This is a genomic window from Bradyrhizobium sp. DOA1 (genome assembly GCF_001593325.1).
Taxonomy (GTDB): Bacteria; Pseudomonadota; Alphaproteobacteria; order Rhizobiales; family Xanthobacteraceae; genus Bradyrhizobium.
In genome coordinates this window covers 3,396,243-3,413,825 of the sequence record NZ_JXJM01000001.1, presented here as the reverse complement: position 1 = coordinate 3,413,825, position 17,583 = coordinate 3,396,243, and the positions used below count along the sequence as shown (strand labels likewise).

General features: G+C 66.0%; 16 protein-coding genes and 1 pseudogene. 4 read left to right on the top strand and 13 right to left on the bottom strand.

Annotated features, from left to right (window positions below):
- Nucleotides 1-681, top strand: a 681-nt coding sequence (locus tag SE91_RS16180) for a DUF2155 domain-containing protein (protein ID WP_156490010.1), incomplete at its 5' end; no start/stop codon positions are given.
- Between the two features lie 9 nt (nt 682-690).
- On the opposite strand, the gene aat is transcribed toward SE91_RS16180, so the two are convergent.
- The 10 genes from aat to SE91_RS16130 all read right to left on the bottom strand — a co-directional run bounded on the left by aat (nt 691) and on the right by SE91_RS16130 (nt 10,601).
- A complete protein-coding gene (gene aat, locus SE91_RS16175; protein ID WP_061848269.1) occupies nt 691-1,371 on the bottom strand; it encodes a leucyl/phenylalanyl-tRNA--protein transferase in 681 nt (226 codons plus the stop codon).
- Nucleotides 1,372-1,431: 60 nt separating this feature from the next.
- Entirely contained in the window at nt 1,432-2,535 is a 1,104-nt protein-coding gene (locus SE91_RS16170; protein WP_060735938.1) for a sensor histidine kinase, read from the bottom strand.
- A complete protein-coding gene (locus tag SE91_RS16165; protein WP_008564273.1) occupies nt 2,532-2,972 on the bottom strand; it encodes a response regulator in 441 nt (146 codons plus the stop codon). Before SE91_RS16165 ends, SE91_RS16170 begins: the two co-directional genes overlap by 4 nt.
- Nucleotides 2,969-4,495: a sensor histidine kinase gene (locus SE91_RS16160; protein WP_061848268.1), complete on the bottom strand. Its 1,527-nt coding sequence runs from the start codon at nt 4,493-4,495 to the stop codon at nt 2,969-2,971. The genes SE91_RS16165 and SE91_RS16160 overlap by 4 nt, the downstream gene beginning before the upstream one ends.
- Nucleotides 4,496-4,598: 103 nt before the next feature.
- On the bottom strand, nt 4,599-5,957 hold the full coding sequence (gene accC, locus SE91_RS16155; protein ID WP_061848267.1) for an acetyl-CoA carboxylase biotin carboxylase subunit: 1,359 nt from the start codon (nt 5,955-5,957) through the stop codon (nt 4,599-4,601).
- Between the two features lie 81 nt (nt 5,958-6,038).
- Nucleotides 6,039-6,530 (bottom strand): acetyl-CoA carboxylase biotin carboxyl carrier protein, encoded by a 492-nt coding sequence (gene accB, locus SE91_RS16150; protein WP_008564295.1) that lies wholly within the window; start codon nt 6,528-6,530, stop codon nt 6,039-6,041.
- Between the two features lie 35 nt (nt 6,531-6,565).
- Nucleotides 6,566-7,033 (bottom strand): type II 3-dehydroquinate dehydratase, encoded by a 468-nt coding sequence (gene aroQ / locus SE91_RS16145; protein WP_061848266.1) that lies wholly within the window; start codon nt 7,031-7,033, stop codon nt 6,566-6,568.
- 227 nt (nt 7,034-7,260) lie between these two features.
- A complete protein-coding gene (locus tag SE91_RS16140) occupies nt 7,261-8,127 on the bottom strand; it encodes a DUF1236 domain-containing protein (protein WP_061848265.1) in 867 nt (288 codons plus the stop codon).
- Between the two features lie 207 nt (nt 8,128-8,334).
- Entirely contained in the window at nt 8,335-9,102 is a 768-nt protein-coding gene (locus SE91_RS16135) for a DsbA family protein (RefSeq protein WP_061848264.1), read from the bottom strand.
- A 98-nt stretch (nt 9,103-9,200) separates the two neighbouring features.
- Complete coding sequence (locus tag SE91_RS16130; RefSeq protein WP_061848263.1) at nt 9,201-10,601, bottom strand: M48 family metalloprotease; 1,401 nt, start codon at nt 10,599-10,601, stop codon at nt 9,201-9,203.
- A 204-nt stretch (nt 10,602-10,805) separates the two neighbouring features.
- Here SE91_RS16130 and SE91_RS16125 point away from each other — a divergent pair, with 204 nt between their 5' ends.
- The 3 genes from SE91_RS16125 (at nt 10,806) to SE91_RS16115 (ending at nt 14,059) form a co-directional block, all read left to right on the top strand.
- On the top strand, nt 10,806-11,993 hold the full coding sequence (locus tag SE91_RS16125; RefSeq protein ID WP_061848262.1) for a pyridoxal phosphate-dependent aminotransferase: 1,188 nt from the start codon (nt 10,806-10,808) through the stop codon (nt 11,991-11,993).
- 90 nt (nt 11,994-12,083) lie between these two features.
- Nucleotides 12,084-12,641, top strand: coding sequence for a biotin transporter BioY (locus tag SE91_RS16120; RefSeq protein WP_008564301.1), 558 nt, complete (start codon nt 12,084-12,086; stop codon nt 12,639-12,641).
- An 83-nt stretch (nt 12,642-12,724) separates the two neighbouring features.
- On the top strand, nt 12,725-14,059 hold the full coding sequence (locus SE91_RS16115; RefSeq protein WP_060735943.1) for a dicarboxylate/amino acid:cation symporter: 1,335 nt from the start codon (nt 12,725-12,727) through the stop codon (nt 14,057-14,059).
- A 43-nt stretch (nt 14,060-14,102) separates the two neighbouring features.
- Here the strand turns inward: SE91_RS16115 and SE91_RS16110 are convergent, their stop codons facing one another.
- The 3 genes and pseudogenes from SE91_RS16110 to SE91_RS16100 all read right to left on the bottom strand — a co-directional run.
- Complete coding sequence (locus tag SE91_RS16110; RefSeq protein ID WP_061848261.1) at nt 14,103-15,335, bottom strand: NAD(P)/FAD-dependent oxidoreductase; 1,233 nt, start codon at nt 15,333-15,335, stop codon at nt 14,103-14,105.
- Between the two features lie 25 nt (nt 15,336-15,360).
- Entirely contained in the window at nt 15,361-16,857 is a 1,497-nt protein-coding gene (locus tag SE91_RS16105; RefSeq protein WP_061848260.1) for an amidase, read from the bottom strand.
- Nucleotides 16,858-17,006: 149 nt separating this feature from the next.
- Nucleotides 17,007-17,583, bottom strand: a pseudogene (locus SE91_RS16100) (ribonuclease E/G); the annotation flags it as partial.

Genomic DNA, 17,583 nt, shown 5'->3' with positions numbered 1-17,583 from the left:
AGCGTCGCGCCGCCGAACCAGCCGCCCTCCGCGGCGATCGCGCCTCCCAGCCCACAAGGTGCGCCCGGTCAGCGCCAGCCCCAGCAGAAGGGGGCGCCGGGCACGGTGCCGCAGGCGCCGGCGAGCCTGCAGCCGGGCGACGAGGTCGTGACCGAGCCGCCGGCCCAGAAGATCGTGAACAAGAAGGCGACCTTCTCAGGTCTCGACAAGATCACCGGGCGCATCATCAATTTCGACGAGGAGATCGGCGAGACCGTCCAGTTCGGCGCGCTCAGGGTCAAGACCAACGCCTGCTATACGCGGCCGGCCACGGAGGCCGCCAACACCGACGCGTTCGTCGAGGTCGACGAGATCACCTTGCAGGGCGAGGTGAAGCGCATCTTCTCGGGCTGGATGTATGCCGCGAGCCCCGGCTTGCACGGCGTCGAGCATCCGATCTACGACATCTGGCTCACCGACTGCAAAGAGCCGCAGCAGACCGTTGCGACCGCAGCGCCGGATCCCGCGGCCAAGCCGGCTCCGCCGCCGCCCGCGCAAAAGAAAGCCGCGCCCAAGCAGGCTACACAGCAGCGTCCGCCGCAGCCTTTGCCGCCACCGCCGCAGCAGCAACCGGCTCCGCCACCGCCGCCGCCACCACAGCAGCAGCCGGGCCTGTTCAATTTCCCCGGCTTCAGCCGGTAAGATCAGTGATCATTGTCGGGAGGCGATGATCTCGAGCGCGCGCGCGCCCGGGATCGCCTCGCCAGGGGAGAGCCTCAGGAAATCGCCGGGCTCGCCGGCGAGCGCCTTGTCCAGCAGAGCTGTGTAGCGCCGCCGCGAAATCTCGACCGCGCCAAAACTCTTCAGATGCTCGGTGACATATTGCGTGTCGAGCAGCTCGAAGCCGCCCTCAATGAGCCGCGCGACCAGATGCACCAGCGCGACCTTCGAGGCATCGCGGGCGGTGTGGAACATGCTCTCGCCGAAGAAGGCGCGACCTAAGCTCACGCCGTAGAGCCCGCCGACGAGGTCGTCACCCTGCCAGACCTCGACGCTGTGGCAATGGCCGAGCTCGAACAGGCCGCCATAGAGGTCGCGGATGCGCTTGTTGATCCAGGTGTCCTCGCGCCCGGCCTGCGGCATGGCGCAGCCAGCGATCGTCGCCTTGAACGCTTGGTTGACGGTGATGCGGAAGGTATCCGAGCGCACCGTGCGGGCGAGCCGCGAGGCGATGCGAAAGCCGTCCAGCGGGATGACGCCGCGCAGCTCCGGCTCGACCCAGAACAGGGTCGGATCGTCGGCGCTCTCCGCCATCGGGAAGATGCCGCAGGCATAGGCGCGCAGCAGCACGGCCGGCGTGATTTCAGACGAAGCAGAGTCGCGCGAATTCATGACATGCGACCATAGCAGGATCGCGAGGCCGTTGCGATGGGTGGTGCGGCGGAGACGGCGTCAGCCTGCGGCCGCGTGGTTGCTCTTGCCGGGCGCCGGCGGCACGCGCTGGAACTTCAGCACGATGCGGGTTCCGCTGTGGGCGGAGTCGCGCTCGACGGAGGCGTCGAGCTTTGAGGCCATCGCCGCGACGATACGCTGGCCCATGCCGGTGGAGCGCGGATCGGCCTTGACGTTGTCGCCCACGCCGTCGTCGGTGATCGACAGCAGGAGATCGTCGCCCCGCGAGATCAGCTCGACATGGATCGGGCCGGCGCCATCGGGATAGGCGTATTTCACCGCGTTCATCACCAGTTCGTTGACGATGATGCCGACGGCGACCGCGCGGTCCGGATCGATCTCGATCGGCTCGGCCTTCAGCGTCAGGCGCGACATGCGGTTGCCTTCGGCCGAGCGGCGGAGATCCTCGAGCAGGGAGTCCAGATACTGGTTCAGGACCACGCTCTTCAGGTCCTGCGAGGTATAGAGGCGGCGGTGCACCTGCGCGACCGCAGCGACGCGCCCCATCGCATTGGTCAGCGCCGCCTTGACCTCGTCCTGCGCGGCGGAGCTCGCCTGAAGGTGCAGCAGCGAGGCGATGATCTGGAGCGAATTGCCGACGCGATGATTGACCTCGCGCAGCAGGAGCTCGCGCTCGGCGGCGAGCGCGGCGTAGCGGTCGCGCGAGGCGTGGATCTCGGCCTCGGCTTCCTCGCGCGCCCTCTGCAATTCGGCTTGGCGCAGCGCGCCTTCGGCGGCGACGTGGAGCAGCGGGATGAAATCGCCCTGGACGTCCTTGACCAGATAATCGGCCGCTCCGGCCTTCAGTGCGGTGACGGCGATGCTGGAATCCTGCGACGCCGTGACGAACACGACGGGCGGCGCGTCCGGGATCGCCATGATCTGCTCGAGCGTCTCCAGCCCGTCGAGGCCCGGCATGTACTGATCGAGCGCCACGACATCGATGCCGCCTTCGGCGCCGGCGCGGCGGATGCGCTCGAGACCTTCCTCACCGCTCGCGGCATGGACGACCCGGTAACCGCGCCGCGTCAGGCCGCGATCGACCAGGCGCGCAAGCGCGTCGTCGTCGTCGATGTAGAGCAGTGTCGGGATGTGCTGGTTCATGTGGCGGCGGGCGGAACCTGGATGACAGAGAAGAACAGGCCGAGCTGCCGGATGGCATTGGCGAAATTCTCGTAGTTGACCGGCTTGGTGATGTAGACGTTGCAGCCGAGCTCGTAGCAGCGCTTGATCTCCTGGGAATCGTCTGTGGTGGTCAGCACCACCACGGGCGAGGCCTTCAGATATTTGTTCTCCTTGATCTGCTTCAGGATGTCGATCCCGGTCATGTCGGGGAGGTTGAGGTCAAGCAGGATCAGGAGCGCATTGCCCTTTTGCACGAGCCCGGAGCCGTCGGCCCCGAACAGGTGCGTCATCGCATCGGTGCCGTTCTTGAAGGAGACGATCTCGTTGTTGACGCCGGACCGCCGGATGTTGCGCTCGATCAGGCGGGCATGGCCCTCGTCGTCCTCGATCATGATGATGCTGACAGGCTGGGTCATCGCTCTCTATTCCGGTTGCTCGCGTTCCAGGCGATCGGCAGCGTGATGGTGAAGGTGCTGCCTGCGTTCAGTTCCGATGATACCGACATGGTGCCGCCGAGGCGACGCACAAGTGCACGAACATGCGCAAGACCGATGCCCTGACCGGGCTTATCCTGGGTTCCCGCGCGGCGGAACAGGTCGAATATCCGCTGGTGGTCCTTCGGGTCGATGCCGCGGCCATTATCGCTGATCTCGAAGATGGCATAACCAAGCTTGGTGCGCCCGCGGATTCTGATCTCGCCGGGCACGCCGCTCTTCAAATACTTGATCGCGTTGTCGATCAGGTTGGAGAAGATCTGCTCGAGGGCGAGGCGGTCGCTCACGAGGTTCGGCAGGGGTTCGAGGTGAATCTCGGCCTGCGCCTCGGCGGCCTGGTGCGCCACCGTCGACACGATCGCCTCGATCAGCTCGGTCGTGTCGATCTTCGCCGGCTGGAATTCGCGGCGGCCCTCTCGGGTGAGGTTGAGGATGGCCGATATCAGCCGATCCATCTTGGCGATGGATGATTTGATGAAGCCGAGCGCTTCGGAGAAATCTTCCTGGAGCTGCTTGTCCGCGCCTTCGAGCGCGATCTCGCCAGGCGCTGCGGGTGCCAGCGGCGCACCGTCCGCAGGGACGTGGGCGAGGTTGCCGATGCGGCGAAAGATATCGCCCCTGAGCTCATCGAGTTCGCTGGTGAAGCCCATGATGTTGACGAGCGGCGAGCGCAGGTCGTGGCTGACGATATAGGCAAAGCGCTGAATCTCGTCATTGGCCTCGCGCAGGTCCGCCGTGCGCTCATCGACGACGGACTCGAGGTTGGCATAGGCTTCGCGCAGGCGCGTTTCGGCCTCGTCGCGGGCGCGGGCCGAGCGCCGCACCAGCCAGATCGAGATCAGCGCCAGCACCACGACGAGGCCGGAGCCGATGCCCGTCATCGAGGCGGCAAAGGTCTGGCTGCGGTCGGCATTGGCCGTGCGGAGGCGGAACAGGCGCTCCTCCTCCTGGAGCATTGCGGTCGCGACCCTGGCGATCGCGGCGGTGGCGTCGGTGGAGGCGACCTCGCGGACCAGCGCTGTGGCCTTTTCCGGCTGACCATTGGCGATGAAATCCATTTCCTGCGCAAACTGACCGAGCCGGGTTTCGATCGAGGCGCTTAACTTCTCGATATTTGCACGCTGCCCCGGATTGTCGCCGGACAGACGCGTCAGCCGATCAAGTGCCGGGATGATGGCCGTCACGGCCTTATCATGATCGGCCTTGAAATCCGCTCCCTGCGTCAGGAGATAGCCGCGCGCGGCGCTCTCCGCGCGGCGCACCTCGAGGAGCAGCGCGTGGATCTGGTTCTCCACCTCGATGGTGTGAACCACCCATTTGTTGTCCTCCCGCGCTTTGTTGACGAGGTAGACGGAGCCGGCGCTGATCACAGTCAGCACCAAAAGGCCCGCTGAAAGCAGCAGGATCTGCCAGAATCTGCGCCGCCGATGGCTTTCAGCGGTCACGACGAACCTGTCTACGTTCAGCGGAATTCAAAACGCCCCCTTGGAACTGGCCCCAACCGTCCAGAACGCGATCGAAGCCAAAGGGTTCCACGGGAAGGGCAGATTATCTCGGGGCGGGTTCCGACTTGCCGGCCAGGTATTGTTCCAGCCAGTGGATGTGATAGTCGCCGTTGATGATGTCGTCCTGCCGTACCAGGTCGCGGAACAGCGGCAGCGTGGTTTCGATGCCGTCCACCACCATCTCGTCCAGCGCCCGGCGCAGCCGCATCAGGCATTCGGTCCGGGTCTTGCCGTGGACGATCAGCTTGCCGACCAGCGAGTCGTAATAGGGCGGGATCGTGTAGCCCTGATAGACCGCGGAATCGATGCGGACGCCGAGGCCGCCGGGCGGGTGATATTGCGTGATGCGACCCGGCGAGGGCCGAAATGTTTGCGGATTCTCGGCGTTGATACGGCACTCGATGGCGTGGCCGATAATCTGAACTTCTTCCTGTTTCGCCGGCAGATCTCCGCCGGCGGCGATGCGGATCTGCTCCAGCACGAGGTCGATGTCGGTGATGCTCTCGGTGACGGGATGCTCGACCTGGATGCGCGTGTTCATCTCGATGAAGTAGAACTCGCCGTCCTCGAACAGGAATTCGATGGTGCCGACGCCGAGATATTTCATCTCGCGCATCGCCTTGGCGCAGGTCTCGCCGATCCTCGCGCGCGCGGCGGCGGCGAGGACGGGCGAGGGGCCTTCTTCCCAGACCTTCTGGTGGCGGCGTTGCAGCGAGCAGTCGCGCTCGCCGAGATGGATGGCGCCGCCGCGGCCGTCACCGAGGATCTGGATCTCGATGTGGCGCGGCTTCTGGAGGTATTTTTCGAGGTAGACCGAGGCATCGCCGAAGGCGGATTTGGCCTCGTTGGCCGCCGTCGACAGCGCCACCTGCAGGTCCGCCTCGCTGTGGGCGACCTTCATGCCGCGGCCACCGCCGCCGGCCGCCGCCTTCACCAGCACGGGGAAGCCGATCTTCTTCGCGATCGTCATCGCGTCGTCATCGGGGCCGACGGCGCCGTCGGAGCCGGGCACGACGGGGATACCAAGGCGCTTGGCGGTCTTCTTGGCCTCGATCTTGTCGCCCATCAGGCGGATGTGCTCGGCCTTCGGGCCGATGAAATGCAGATTGTGCTCCCCGAGAATCTCGGCAAAGCGAGCGTTTTCGGACAGGAAGCCGTAGCCGGGATGGACCGCATCCGCGCCCGTGATCTCGCAGGCCGCGAGCAGCGCGGGCACGTTGAGATAGCTGTCCTTGGACGGCGGCGGCCCGATGCAGACGCTCTCATCCGACAGACGCACATGCATGGCGTCGGCGTCGGCGGTGGAGTGCACGGCGACCGTCGCGATCCCGAGCTCCTTGCAGGCCCGGAGGATGCGAAGGGCGATCTCGCCGCGATTGGCTATGAGGATCTTGTCGAACATGGTGTCCTGTCGCGAATGGCGAGTGGCGAATGGCGAGTAGGGAAGGGGTGGACCATTCGCTATTCGCTGTTCCCCATGCGCTTACTCAATAATCACCAGCGGCTCGCCGTACTCGACCGGCTGGCCGTCCTCGACCAGGATCTGCGTCACCGTGCCGGCGCGCGGCGACGGAATCTGGTTCATCGTCTTCATGGCCTCGATGATCAGCAGCGTCTGGCCGACCGAGACCTTGGCTCCGACATCGATGAACGGTTTTGCGCCCGGCTCCGGCGCCCAATAGGCGGTGCCGACCATCGGCGAGGTCACGGCGCCGGGATGCTTCGACAGATCGGCCGCCGCTGCGGGCGCGGCGGGGCTTGCTGCCACCGGCAAGGCGGCGGAAGCGGCCGCCATCGGCATCGGCATGGTCGCGGCCACGCTGATGTTGCGGGCGACGCGCAGGCGCAGGCCCGCCCGTTCGATCTCGATCTCGGTGAGGCTGGTTTCATCGAGCAGCAGTGCGAGCTCGCGGACGAGCGCGGAATCCTCGCTGGAGAACTTTGCGGCTGCTTTGTCGTCTGGCTGGCGCGCCATGTTGTTTGATCCGAATGTTCTGTTGGAGGGGAGCGTCAGGCTTTGGGCTTGATGCCGAGCTTGGCGGCAAGGCCCTGGATGGCGAGGCGGTAGCCCTCGATGCCGAAGCCACACAAGGAGGCGAAGGCCGCGCGCGCGGTGTAGGAATGATGACGGAAGCTCTCGCGGGCGTGGATGTTGGTCACGTGGACTTCGACGGTGGGTATCTGCACCGCGAGCAGCGCATCATGGAGCGCGATCGAGGTGTGGGAATAACCGCCGGCATTGATGATGATGCCCTTCATCTTGCGCCCATGCGCCTCGTGGATGAAATCGATCAGCTCGCCTTCGCGGTTGGATTGCCGGCAGTCGGCCTTGAGGCCGAAGGTCGCCGCGCTCTCGCGGCATAGCGCCTCGACGTCGGCCAACGTCGCATGGCCATATTTCTCGGGCTCGCGCGTCCCCAGCATGTTGAGGTTCGGCCCGTTCAGGACGAGGATCGTGTCGGTTGCAGGTTCAGCCATTCCAATCCCGGAAGAGGTGCTTCGGCGTGGCGGGTTATAGGTAACAAACCGCGTGAGGGGAAGCCTTGAAGGACCTCCCGGAGGGCTTCAAGGGCCTCATCCAGTGCGCAAAAACCTGTGCGGAAGCTACGGAAATTGCTTGTTAACCAGCGCAAAGCGTGGCTGCCGGCCGAACGCAAAGGGGCGGGCATCGCTGCCCGCCCCATGCGGTTGCCGGTGATCCGGCCTTAGACGTTCAGGACTGCCACGATCTCGTAGGTGTCCGGATTGATGATCACGATCTCTTCCTTGACCAGGATGTACTTGTAGGTTCGCCACTCCGGATAGATCGACACGACCCGCGACGGCAAGGTGTGGAAGGTAATGCCCTCGCGCGGCACGCGGGTGCCGACCGAGATCGAGAAGTTCACGTTGGTCACTGGGGCCACGCGCTCCTCGCGGATCACTGACGTGATCTGCGTCCGCTGCTCGGTCGAGAGCTTGCCAGCGGCGCCGGCCTGGCCGACCGTGGTCGAGGTCGAGCTCTGACCCTGCGCGTTCTGGTTCGTGCCGGTGCCGGTCTGGCCCTGAGCATTCTGGTTGGTGCTCGTGCCGGTGCCCTGTCGGGTCTCGGCATTGTTGGTCGAGGTGCCGCTCTTGCTGCCCTCAGCCTTCATGTCCTTCTGGTCCTTGCCGGACTTCGTCGAGTCCTTGCTGGTGTCCTGGCTCATGCTCTTGGACTTGTCTTGTTGGGACTTGTCCATCTGGCCCTGCGCGCGGTCGTCGGTGCGCTGGCCCTTGGTGCCGGCCTTGTCGTCGGCGTTCTTGTTCATCGCGCCGCCGGAGGATCGCTCATCCTTCATCGCGCCGGACTTGTCTTCGGACGTGCGGCTGGAGCCGCCGGCCTGGCCGACGGTGCCCTTGTCCTTACTCATGGAATCGCGGCCCATCGAGCCGCCGCGCTCGGCGGCTCCGCCGGAGGGCTGCGAGTGCTGCGTCTGCGCGCCACCGGCGCCGCCGCCGCTGTCGCGGCCCGTGGTGCCCTGTGCGTTCGCCAGACCGGTGCCCGCGACGAGTGCGACTGCGGCAACCGAGATCATAAAGCGGTTCAACATCGAAATTCTCCTCACGTGTTTATCGCGTCATTGCCCGCGCCAACAACGAAAGGAGATTTCAGTTGTTCCGGAACTTCGCCTGTTCCGCGGCATTTGTTTGTTGAATGCCAGATGAATGACTTTGCACGATGACGCCAACGTCTAGCGCAAAAAAGGCCGGCTTTTTCAGCCGGCCTTCTCGCGTCTCCAATCTCGTAAAATGTGCGATCAGCAGGCCGCTTTGCCGCAGCGGGCCATGCCGATCTTTTCCTTGAGGGCTTCGACGCCGACGGCACCGATCACGATCTGCTTGCCGATCACGTAGCTCGGCGTGCCATTCATGCCCATCGCTTCGGCGAGCTTGAAGTTCTCCTCGATCGTGGCGCGCACTTCAGGGCTGGCGATGTCCTTTTCGATCTTGGCGGTGTCGAGGCCGGCCTCCTTGGCTGCCTGAATCGCACGCGCCTTGTCCGCGGCGCCGCGACCGCTGAGCAGCTTCTGATGGAAGTCGAGATATTTCTTGCCGGTGGGATCCTGCATGCGCACGGCAACCGCGACCTGCGCCGCCTCGACCGAGCCCTGGCTCAGCACGGGAAACTCCTTCAGCACGACCTTCAGCTTCGGATCGCCCTTCATGATGGTGAGCATGTCGTCCATCGCGCGCTTGCAGTAGCCGCAATTGTAGTCGAAGAACTCGACGAAGGTGACGTCGCCGTCCTTGTTGCCGAGCACGACCTGGCGCGGCGAGTTGAAGATCGCGTCGGCATTCTGCGCGATGCTGGCCTCGTACTTCTGCGTCTCGGCTGCGGCCTGGCGCTTGCTGAGCTCGGCCATGGCCTCCTCGAGCACCTCGGGATGGCTGACGAGATAGTTCTTGATGATCTTCTGGATCTCGGTGCGCTGCGTGTCGGAGAAGCTGTCGGCCGACGCAGGCGCGGGTACGCCGAACATGGCGAGCGCGAACAGCGCGGGAGCAAGCAGGCGCAGCGAAGGCATGGGCAAAATCCTCTTATCCAAAGCAGGTTTCGATGAAACGTCCCGGACTCAAAGCGCGATGTCGTGACGTCGTGGGGTCGGGCGTCGTTTGCGTTGCGTCAGTTACGTGGCGGCTTGGATGCCACGATGTCGTCGGCCTTGACCCATCCGGGCGTGCCGACGGCGAAACGGGTTTTCGCGCGCGTGGCGAGCTCGCGGGCGGTCTTGTTGTCGCCGCGCAAATAGGCGGCCTGCGCGGATGCGAGATCCGCCTCGGCATAGTCTCCCTTCCGGCCATAGGCCATCGCGAGCTGGGTATAGCCGAGCACGGCCTCGGGCTCTCGTGCCACCGCGGCGCGGAGAATCCGAACGGCGTCGTCGGTGTAGGCCTTATTATCGGTTCCAACCAGAGCCTGCCCAAGTAACATCTCGATGAGGGGGGCATTGTTCGACAGCTGAGCCGCCTTACGCAGGGGAGCGATGGCCTCGGCCGCCTTGCCGCTCTCCAGCAAGGCCTGGCCGCGCACCTCATAGAAGTACGGGTTGTTCGGCTGGACCTGGATCAGCGCGTCGATCTGGGCGAGGGCGCTGCGCAAGTCTCCGTGCAGATAGGTGCTGATGGCGCGTGCATAGCGCGCCGGCATGCTGTCGTTGGTCTGAGGATAGCGGCGATACACCGTCTCCGGCCGCTCCATGAAGGCGGAGATTTTGGCGCGCACCATGTCGTGGCGGAGCTGGAGCGCGGGATCGTCCTTTTTGTCCCAATAGGGGCTGGAGCTCGCGAACTCCTGAAGCGCGGCGACGCGCTCGGCTGGCATCGGGTGCGACTGGAGGTAGGGATCGGCGCCGCGCGCAGCGAACAGGCTCTCGCTGGTGAAGCGCTTGAAGGTCTCGTACATGCCCTTGGGCGATTGTGCCGTCGCGGTCAGGAATTTCACGCCAGCACGGTCGGCGTTCTCCTCCTGCTGGCGCTGATAGGACAACAGCGTACGGCGGATCACTTCCTGCGGAGCCGAGAGCGCGGCCGCGCCGGCATTGGCAAGGCCGTTGTTGCCGGCGCTGCTGCGCTGGGTGCTACCGGCTGCGATCGCGCCGGCGCCGAGCAGCATCGCGATGATCATCTGGGTCTGGGCGGTGGCGAGCTGCTCGCGCAGCTTGGACAGATGGCCGCCCGCCAGATGCCCGGTCTCGTGCGCGAGCACGCCGATGATCTGGTTCGGCGTCTCAGACTGTAGCAGCGCGCCCCAATTGACGAAGATGCGACGGCCGTCCGCGACGAACGCGTTGAACGAGCCGTCGTTGATGATCACCATCTGGATGTTGTGCTTCTCCAGGCCGGCGACGCGCAGGATGGGGCGGGTATAGTCGCGCAGCAGCTGCTCGGTTTCGGTGTCGCGCAGGACCGGCGGCCCCTTGGCTTGCGCGCGCACGGCAGAGAACGGCGTCAGCACGATCGCCGCAGCCGTGACGAGGGCGGTAAGGACAGAGGCCTTCTTGCGCAATGCGGTCTGGAGCAACATCAAACGGTCTGGGTCAAACGGTCTTGGTCGAGCAGTTCAGTGATCGGTTTTGGCGATTGGCGGCGGACCGGATACGCGATATGCCCTTGGGGCCCCCTATGCGCCGTACTCCTTAAGAGCCGTACAATGCGGCTAGTCTGGGGCGCAAGGGCCCCCGTTTTCCCGGCCGGCCGGACCGGTTCGCCAGCGAAATAGCAGAAACCGATGCACGATGCGACATTGAGGAACCGGTTGGGGCAGTGGCTCGATCCCTCCCGCCGCAGCGATGTTCCCCCGTTCATGGTGATGGACGTGATGGCCGCGGCGGCCCGAATCGAGGCCGCCGGCGGCCATGTCATCCACATGGAGGTCGGCCAGCCCGCGGCCGGCGCGCCCAGGACCGCGATCGCGGCCGCCCATGCCGCGCTCGAGGCGGGGCGGATCGACTACACCTCGGCGCTCGGCATTCCCTCGCTGCGCCAGCGCATCGCCCGGCATTATCGCGCGGCCCATGGCTGCGAGGTCAATCCCGAGCGGATCGTGGTGACCACCGGGTCCTCGGGCGGATTCATCCTCGCGTTCCTGTCGATGTTCGAGCCGGGCGATCGCGTCGCCGTGACGGTGCCCGGCTATCCGCCATACCGCCATATCCTCACCGCGCTCGGCTGCGAGCCGGTGCTGATCGAGACCACGCACGAGACGCGCCATGCGCTCACCGGCGAGGCGCTGCTTGCAGCCCATCGCAAGGCGCCGCTGAAGGGCGTGCTGGTCGGCAGCCCCGCCAATCCGACGGGGACCATGATGTCCCGCGAGGCGCTCGCGGGACTCATCACCGCGGCGGAGGATGCCGGCATCCGCTTCATCTCGGACGAGATCTATCACGGGCTCGACTACGCGTTTCCCGCGGTGACGGCAGCCGCGCTGTCGGACCACGCACTCGTGATCAACTCGTTCTCGAAATATTTTTGCATGACGGGCTGGCGCGTCGGCTGGATGGTCGTGCCCGAAATCCTGGTGCGGCCGATCGAGCGGCTCCAGCAGAACCTCTCGATCTCGGTGCCGTCACTGTCGCAAATCGCGGCAGAGGCGGCCTTCGACGGCGCGGCCGAGATGGAGGAGATCAAGCACGGCTATCAGGAAAACCGGCGCATTTTGATCGAGGGATTGCCGAAGGCCGGGCTCAGCAAGTTCCTGCCGGCGGATGGTGCATTCTATCTCTATGCCGACGTCTCGGACTTCACCTCCGACAGTTTCGAATTTGCCAAGCAGATGCTGGAAGAGGCCCATGTTGCGGCGACGCCCGGCCTCGATTTCGATCCGATCCATGGACGCTCCTTCGTCCGATTTTCCTACGCACGTTCGCCTGAAGAGATGCGGGAGGCAGTTGACCGGATCGCTCACTGGCTTAAATAGCCGCCAGTTTTCGACAGCCTTCTGGAGTTCAACTTGTCCGACCGATCTGCCCCGTCTGCCGCCGCTTCGCATTCACCTCTCGCCGCCTTGATGTGGCCGACCCGACCGGGCGAAACCGTTGGTGCGCTGCGCGCGATCGTGCTGATCGCGCTCGGCACGGCGCTGATGACGCTATCGGCGAAGGTGAACCTGCCGCTGCCTTACGTGCCCATGACGTTGCAGACGCTGGTGGTGCTGATGATCGGTGCCGCCTATGGCTGGCGCCTTGGCAGCGCAACCATGATTGCCTACCTCGCGGAGGGCGCGCTCGGGCTGCCGGTGTTTGCCGGCCCGGTGGGTGGGATCGCGCCGCTGGTCGGGCCGACCGCGGGCTATCTGTTCGGTTTCGTTGTGGCAGCCTTCGTGACCGGTTGGCTCGCCGAGCGCGGCTGGGATCGCAGCGTGGTGCTGCTGTTTGCGGCAATGGCCGTTGGCCATGCCGTCATTCTCGCTGCCGGGTTTGGCTGGCTGGCCTTTGGTCTCGGTCTCGGCGCCGCGAAGGCCTGGCAGGTCGGCATCGCTCCGTTCATCGCGGGCTCGCTGGTCAAGAACGCGCTCGGCGCGGCGTTGATGCCGGCAGCACGCCGCATCGTCGATCGCCGCGGGTAAAGAGCGATACAACCAGCAGTTTGAATTGACAGGGCCGGCCAAGTTGATCTTGGCTGGCCCGAGTCTTTGAGGGGAGTGAAACGATGACGACGACAACGATGACGGGGGCGCCGGTCGCGCCGCCCGCCGCCAAGCCGTGGTACAAGGTCCTCTACGTGCAGGTGCTGATCGCCATCGTGCTCGGCGCCATCGTCGGTTGGCTGTGGCCGTCGTTCGCGACCAACGACTGGATCAAGGCGATGGGCGACGGCTTCATCAAGCTGATCAAGATGGTGATCGCCCCGATCATCTTCTGCACCGTGGTCTCGGGCATCGCTCACATCCAGGACGCCAAGAAGGTCGGCCGCATCGGCGTCAAGGCGCTGGTCTATTTCGAGGTCGTCTCGACCTTCGCGCTGGTGATCGGACTTGTCATCGGCAATCTGGTGAAGCCGGGCGCGGGCTTCGGCAGCGGCGCAGCAAACGAGGCGGCCGTCGCCAATTACGCCAAGCAGGCCGCCGGCCAGAAGTCCGTCGACTTCGTGCTGCACATCATTCCGGACACCGTGGTCGGCGCCTTCGCGCAAGGCGAGATCCTGCAGGTATTGCTGTTCTCGGTGCTGTTCGGCTTCGCGCTCATGAGCCTCGGCGAGCGCGGCCACACCATCCGCAGCTTCATCGACGACGCCGCCCATGCCGTGTTCGGCGTCATCTCGATCGTGATGCGCGCAGCGCCGATCGGCGCATTCGGCGCGATGGCCTACACGATCGGCAAGTTCGGCACTGGCGCGATCCTCAACCTCGTCGGCCTGATCGCGACCTTCTACGTCACCGCGGCGCTGTTCGTTTTCGTCGTGCTCGGCCTCATCGCGCGCATGGCCGGGTTCTCGATCTTCAAGTTCCTGGCCTACATCAAGGACGAACTGCTGATCGTGCTCGGCACGTCGTCCTCGGAAAGCGCGCTGCCATCCTTGATGGAGAAGCTGGAGCGGCTCGGCTGCTCCAAATCGGTGGTCGGTCTCGTGGTGCCAACCGGGTACTCGTTCAATCTCGACGGCACCAACATCTACATGACGCTTGCTACGCTCTTTATCGCCCAGGCGCTCGGCTACGATCTGAGCTTCAGCCAGCAGGCCACGATCCTGGTCGTGGCGATGCTGACCTCGAAGGGCGCTTCCGGCATCACCGGTGCGGGCTTCATTACGCTGGCGGCGACGCTCGCCGTGGTCGATCCGCGGCTCGTGCCGGGCATGGCGATCGTGCTCGGCATCGACAAGTTCATGAGCGAGTGTCGCGCGCTGACCAATCTGTGTGGCAACGGCGTCGCCTGCGTGATCGTCGCCTGGTGGGAGGGCGAGCTCGACCGCGACAAGCTCAACGCCAACCTCGCCAAGGAGATCGATCCGACCGACATGGAGACGGCGATCACGACGGACTGATCGGCGCGCGGCGGCGTTGTCCAGCAACAGCGCAGGCCGAGAGCTAAAACCGCTCCGGCCTGTACGGCGCCGGATCGATCGCCGGCGTCTCGCCGCTCATGATCTCGGCGAGCAGGCTTCCGGTCGCGGGTCCCAGCGTAAAGCCCTGGTGGCCGTGACCGAAATTCATCCAAAGCCCCTGATGTCGCGGAGCCTGGCCGAGCACCGGCAGCATGTCGGGCGTGCAGGGGCGGGTGCCGAACCACGGATCAGGCTCGACCCGCTTGCCGAGATCGATCAATTCGCGCGCGGAGGCTTCGGCGCTGGCGAGCTGCACCGGTGTCGCCAGCGCGTCCATGCCGGTCAATTCCGCGCCGGTGGTGATGCGGATGCCCTTGGCCATCGGACCCATGGCGTAGCCGCCGCCCTTGTCGACGAGAGGCAGGTCGAGCGAGGCGCCGCCGCTGTAATGCATGTGGTAGCCGCGCTTGCGCACCAGCGGAATGCGGTAGCCGAACCTGTGCAGCAGATCGGGCGACCACGGCCCGAGCGTCACGACAGCGTGGGGCGCGTCGAGACGCCCCTGATCCGTGTCGACCGACCAGCCGGTCGCGGTCTGCCGCAGGCTCTGCGCATCACCGAGAACGATGGTGCCGCCGAGGCGCTCGAACAGCTCGGCATAGGCCGTGACCAGGGCGCCGGGATCGGACACGGTCCAGGTGTCGAGCCAATGGATCGCGCCGGGAAGATCGTCGCGCAGGATCGGCTCGGCCTTGGCGAGCTCGGCCCCCGTGAGCGTGCGAAACTTCACCCCGAACTCGCGCTGGTCTTGTTCCGCCGCCTTGATGGCGAGATCGAGCGAGGCGGCGTCGCGATGCAGATGCCGGTATCCCGCGCGGCGGATCAGATTGTCGGCATGGGCTTCGCGAATGAGAACGTCGTGCTCCGCCGTCGCGTAGGCGATCAGCCGCGCCCAGGCCTCGCTCGCCTCGCGATGGCGCTTCGGCGCCGAATGCCACCAATAGCGCAGCAGCGGCTCGATATGGCGATGAAGTGACGACAGGCTGTAGCGCACGTCGTTGGTGCGGCCGGTCGCGATCTTCAGGAGCGTGGCGAGATCGCGCGGCATCGGGTAGGGGCGGACCGCTTCCGCCTGGATCATCCCGGCATTGCCGTAGCTGGTCTCGCGGCCGGGCTCCCTGCGGTCGACGAGCGTGACAGACCAGCCGCGCTTGCGCAGGTGCAGCGCCGCGCTGACGCCGATCATGCCGCCGCCGAGAACGATCACGCTTTGCATTGGCAGAATCTCCTGTCGGACCGGGTCATTCCCAAATAAGGAAGCCGGGAGCCGACGATAGAGGCGGCGCTGCGGCGAGCCGTGCCAGGTCGGGCACGGGCCGGCACAGCTGTGCATCGTTCGTGAACGCCGCCTCGATGCTGGCGGCCACCGAGAGCACGATGGCGTCGCCGCCGCGCGGGCCGACGATCTGCAGGCCGAAGGGCAGGCCGGCTTCGTCGAGGCCGAGCGGAATGCTGACGGCGGGGTGGCCGGGCAGGGTGACCGCATAAGCGAGCGCGAGCCAGTGGAAGTACGACTTGGTCGGCACGCCGTCGATCTCGGCGGGATAGAGTTCCGACCAGGGGCGCGGGCTCAGCGTGATGGTCGGGCTGATCAGCACGTCGCAGGTTTCGAAGAAGCCCTGCCAGGCGCGATAGATCCGCGTCTGTATCGTTGCGGCCCTTGCATGGTCCTCGAGCGTGTAGCCGAGCCCTTCCTCGACATTGGCGCGGACGTTGGGACCGAGCATCTCGGGACGTGCTTTATAATTCTTGCCGTGCGTCGCCAGGAACATGCCCGCGCGTAACACGGCGAACGCATCGTCGGCGCCGGAGCAGTCCGGCGTCGCCTCGCGGGATGCGGCGAACAGCGGCGCAAGCCGCGAGACGCGATCGCGGAACACGCGGCGAATGGCCTGCTCGGTCGGCGCGAAGCCGAAATCCTCGGTGAAGGCGAGGCGCAGCTTGCCCAGCTCGGCGGGGCGCGGCGCGGCCCAACGCTCCGCGCGGCCGCGCAAGGCCTCGCCCGGCAGCGTATAGGCGAGCGGATCGCGCGCATCGTCGCTCGCCATCACCGACAGCATCAGCGCGGTGTCGGCGACGTTGCGCGCCATCGGTCCGTCGGTCGACAGGTTCGACCATCCGAAGATGCGCTTTTCGCTCGGTACCAGACCGTAGGACGGACGCATGCCGACGATGCCGGCGAAGCCTGCCGGATTGCGCAGGGAGCCGCCGGTGTCCGAGCCGGAGGCGAGCGGAGCCATGCCGCAGGCGAGCGCCACCGCCGAACCGCCGGAGGAGCCGGCCGCCGAGCGCATGGGATCGAAGGGATTGCCGGTCGCGCCGAACACGGGATTGCGGGTGTTGCCGCCCGCTGCCCATTCCGGCGTGTTGGTCTTGCCGAAGATGATGGCGCCGGCCGCACGGAGCCGCGCCACCGAGCCCTGGTCGGCGGCCGGAACGTTGTCCTTGAGCAACGGGCTGCCATAGGTGGAACGCATCCCCGCGGTGTCCTGGGTGTCCTTGATGAGCACCGGGAGCCCATGCAGGGCGCCGCGATCCTCGCCGCGCAGGATCGCCGCCTCGGCTTCCTTGGCGGCGGCGCGCGCGCCCTGTTCGTCCAGCGTCACGACGGCGTTGACGGCGGGATTGATGGTGGCGATGCGGGACAGGCAAGCGTCGAGCAGTTCGACAGGCGAGATCGCCCGGCTGGCGAGCAGGCGGCGCAATTCAACGGCGCTGGAATCGCAAAGCTCTGACACTGCCGGTCCCCTTTCAAATCCTGAAAACGACTTAGCACATCGACGGCGTCTGTCTCGACAGCGCACTGATGCAGCTAACGTGCGAGCAAGGGCGGCGCCGAAACAAAAACGCCCGGCTGTGCCGGGCGTTCTGCGTTGGATGTTCGGCGTTATTCGCCGCCGCCGAAGCGGCGCGACCACCAGCCGGCACGGCGCGGGGCGGGCGGCCTTTCCTCGGCCGCTTCCGGTGCGGGCTCAGCTGCCGGCGCGGGCGCCGCAACCGGTTCGGTCGCCTGCGCAACCGGCGTCACGGGCTCGGGCTGGCTGTTGAGCAGGAAGCTCACCTTTTCGCGGACCGTGGAGCGGCGTCGTGCTGACTTGTCGTCGGCGGGCTCCTCTTCCGGCGCCACGGTCGTAGCGACAGGAGCCGGCTCCGGCTGGGCCAGCACCTCGGCCGGCGAGTCGGTGCGCGGTTCAGGCTGCGCGGCCTGCGGCTCGGAGGTGTGCTCGGCCTGCGCAATCGAGGGCGCTGCCTCGTTGCCGGGGCTGTCGAAATCGGCAACCGCCTCGGCAGCTTCCGAGGGCTGATTGGCGCCGAGCTCGTCGCCGATGGAGCCGGCAAGACCTTCCTCTGCGCCACCGCGCCGACGGCGCCCGCCGCGGCGACCGCGCCGGCGGCGGCGGTCACCGCTGCCCTGCTGCTCGCCACGGGCGGCCTGGTCTTCGCCTTCCTCGCCGTCCTGCTCG

Bases quoted from the DNA above. Each gene is read 5' to 3' on its own strand.
- aat (WP_061848269.1), bottom strand. From the start codon at position 1,371: ATGAATTCGCGCGACTCTGCTTCGTCTGAAATCACGCCGGCCGTGCTG.
- SE91_RS16170 (WP_060735938.1), bottom strand. From the start codon at position 2,535: ATGAACCAGCACATCCCGACACTGCTCTACATCGACGACGACGACGCG.
- SE91_RS16165 (WP_008564273.1), bottom strand. From the start codon at position 2,972: ATGACCCAGCCTGTCAGCATCATCATGATCGAGGACGACGAGGGCCAT.
- accC (WP_061848267.1), bottom strand. From the start codon at position 5,957: ATGTTCGACAAGATCCTCATAGCCAATCGCGGCGAGATCGCCCTTCGC.
- accB (WP_008564295.1), bottom strand. From the start codon at position 6,530: ATGGCGCGCCAGCCAGACGACAAAGCAGCCGCAAAGTTCTCCAGCGAG.
- aroQ (WP_061848266.1), bottom strand. From the start codon at position 7,033: ATGGCTGAACCTGCAACCGACACGATCCTCGTCCTGAACGGGCCGAAC.
- SE91_RS16140 (WP_061848265.1), bottom strand. From the start codon at position 8,127: ATGTTGAACCGCTTTATGATCTCGGTTGCCGCAGTCGCACTCGTCGCG.
- SE91_RS16135 (WP_061848264.1), bottom strand. From the start codon at position 9,102: ATGCCTTCGCTGCGCCTGCTTGCTCCCGCGCTGTTCGCGCTCGCCATG.
- SE91_RS16130 (WP_061848263.1), bottom strand. From the start codon at position 10,601: ATGTTGCTCCAGACCGCATTGCGCAAGAAGGCCTCTGTCCTTACCGCC.
- SE91_RS16125 (WP_061848262.1), top strand. From the start codon at position 10,806: ATGCACGATGCGACATTGAGGAACCGGTTGGGGCAGTGGCTCGATCCC.
- SE91_RS16120 (WP_008564301.1), top strand. From the start codon at position 12,084: ATGTGGCCGACCCGACCGGGCGAAACCGTTGGTGCGCTGCGCGCGATC.
- SE91_RS16115 (WP_060735943.1), top strand. From the start codon at position 12,725: ATGACGACGACAACGATGACGGGGGCGCCGGTCGCGCCGCCCGCCGCC.
- SE91_RS16110 (WP_061848261.1), bottom strand. From the start codon at position 15,335: ATGCAAAGCGTGATCGTTCTCGGCGGCGGCATGATCGGCGTCAGCGCG.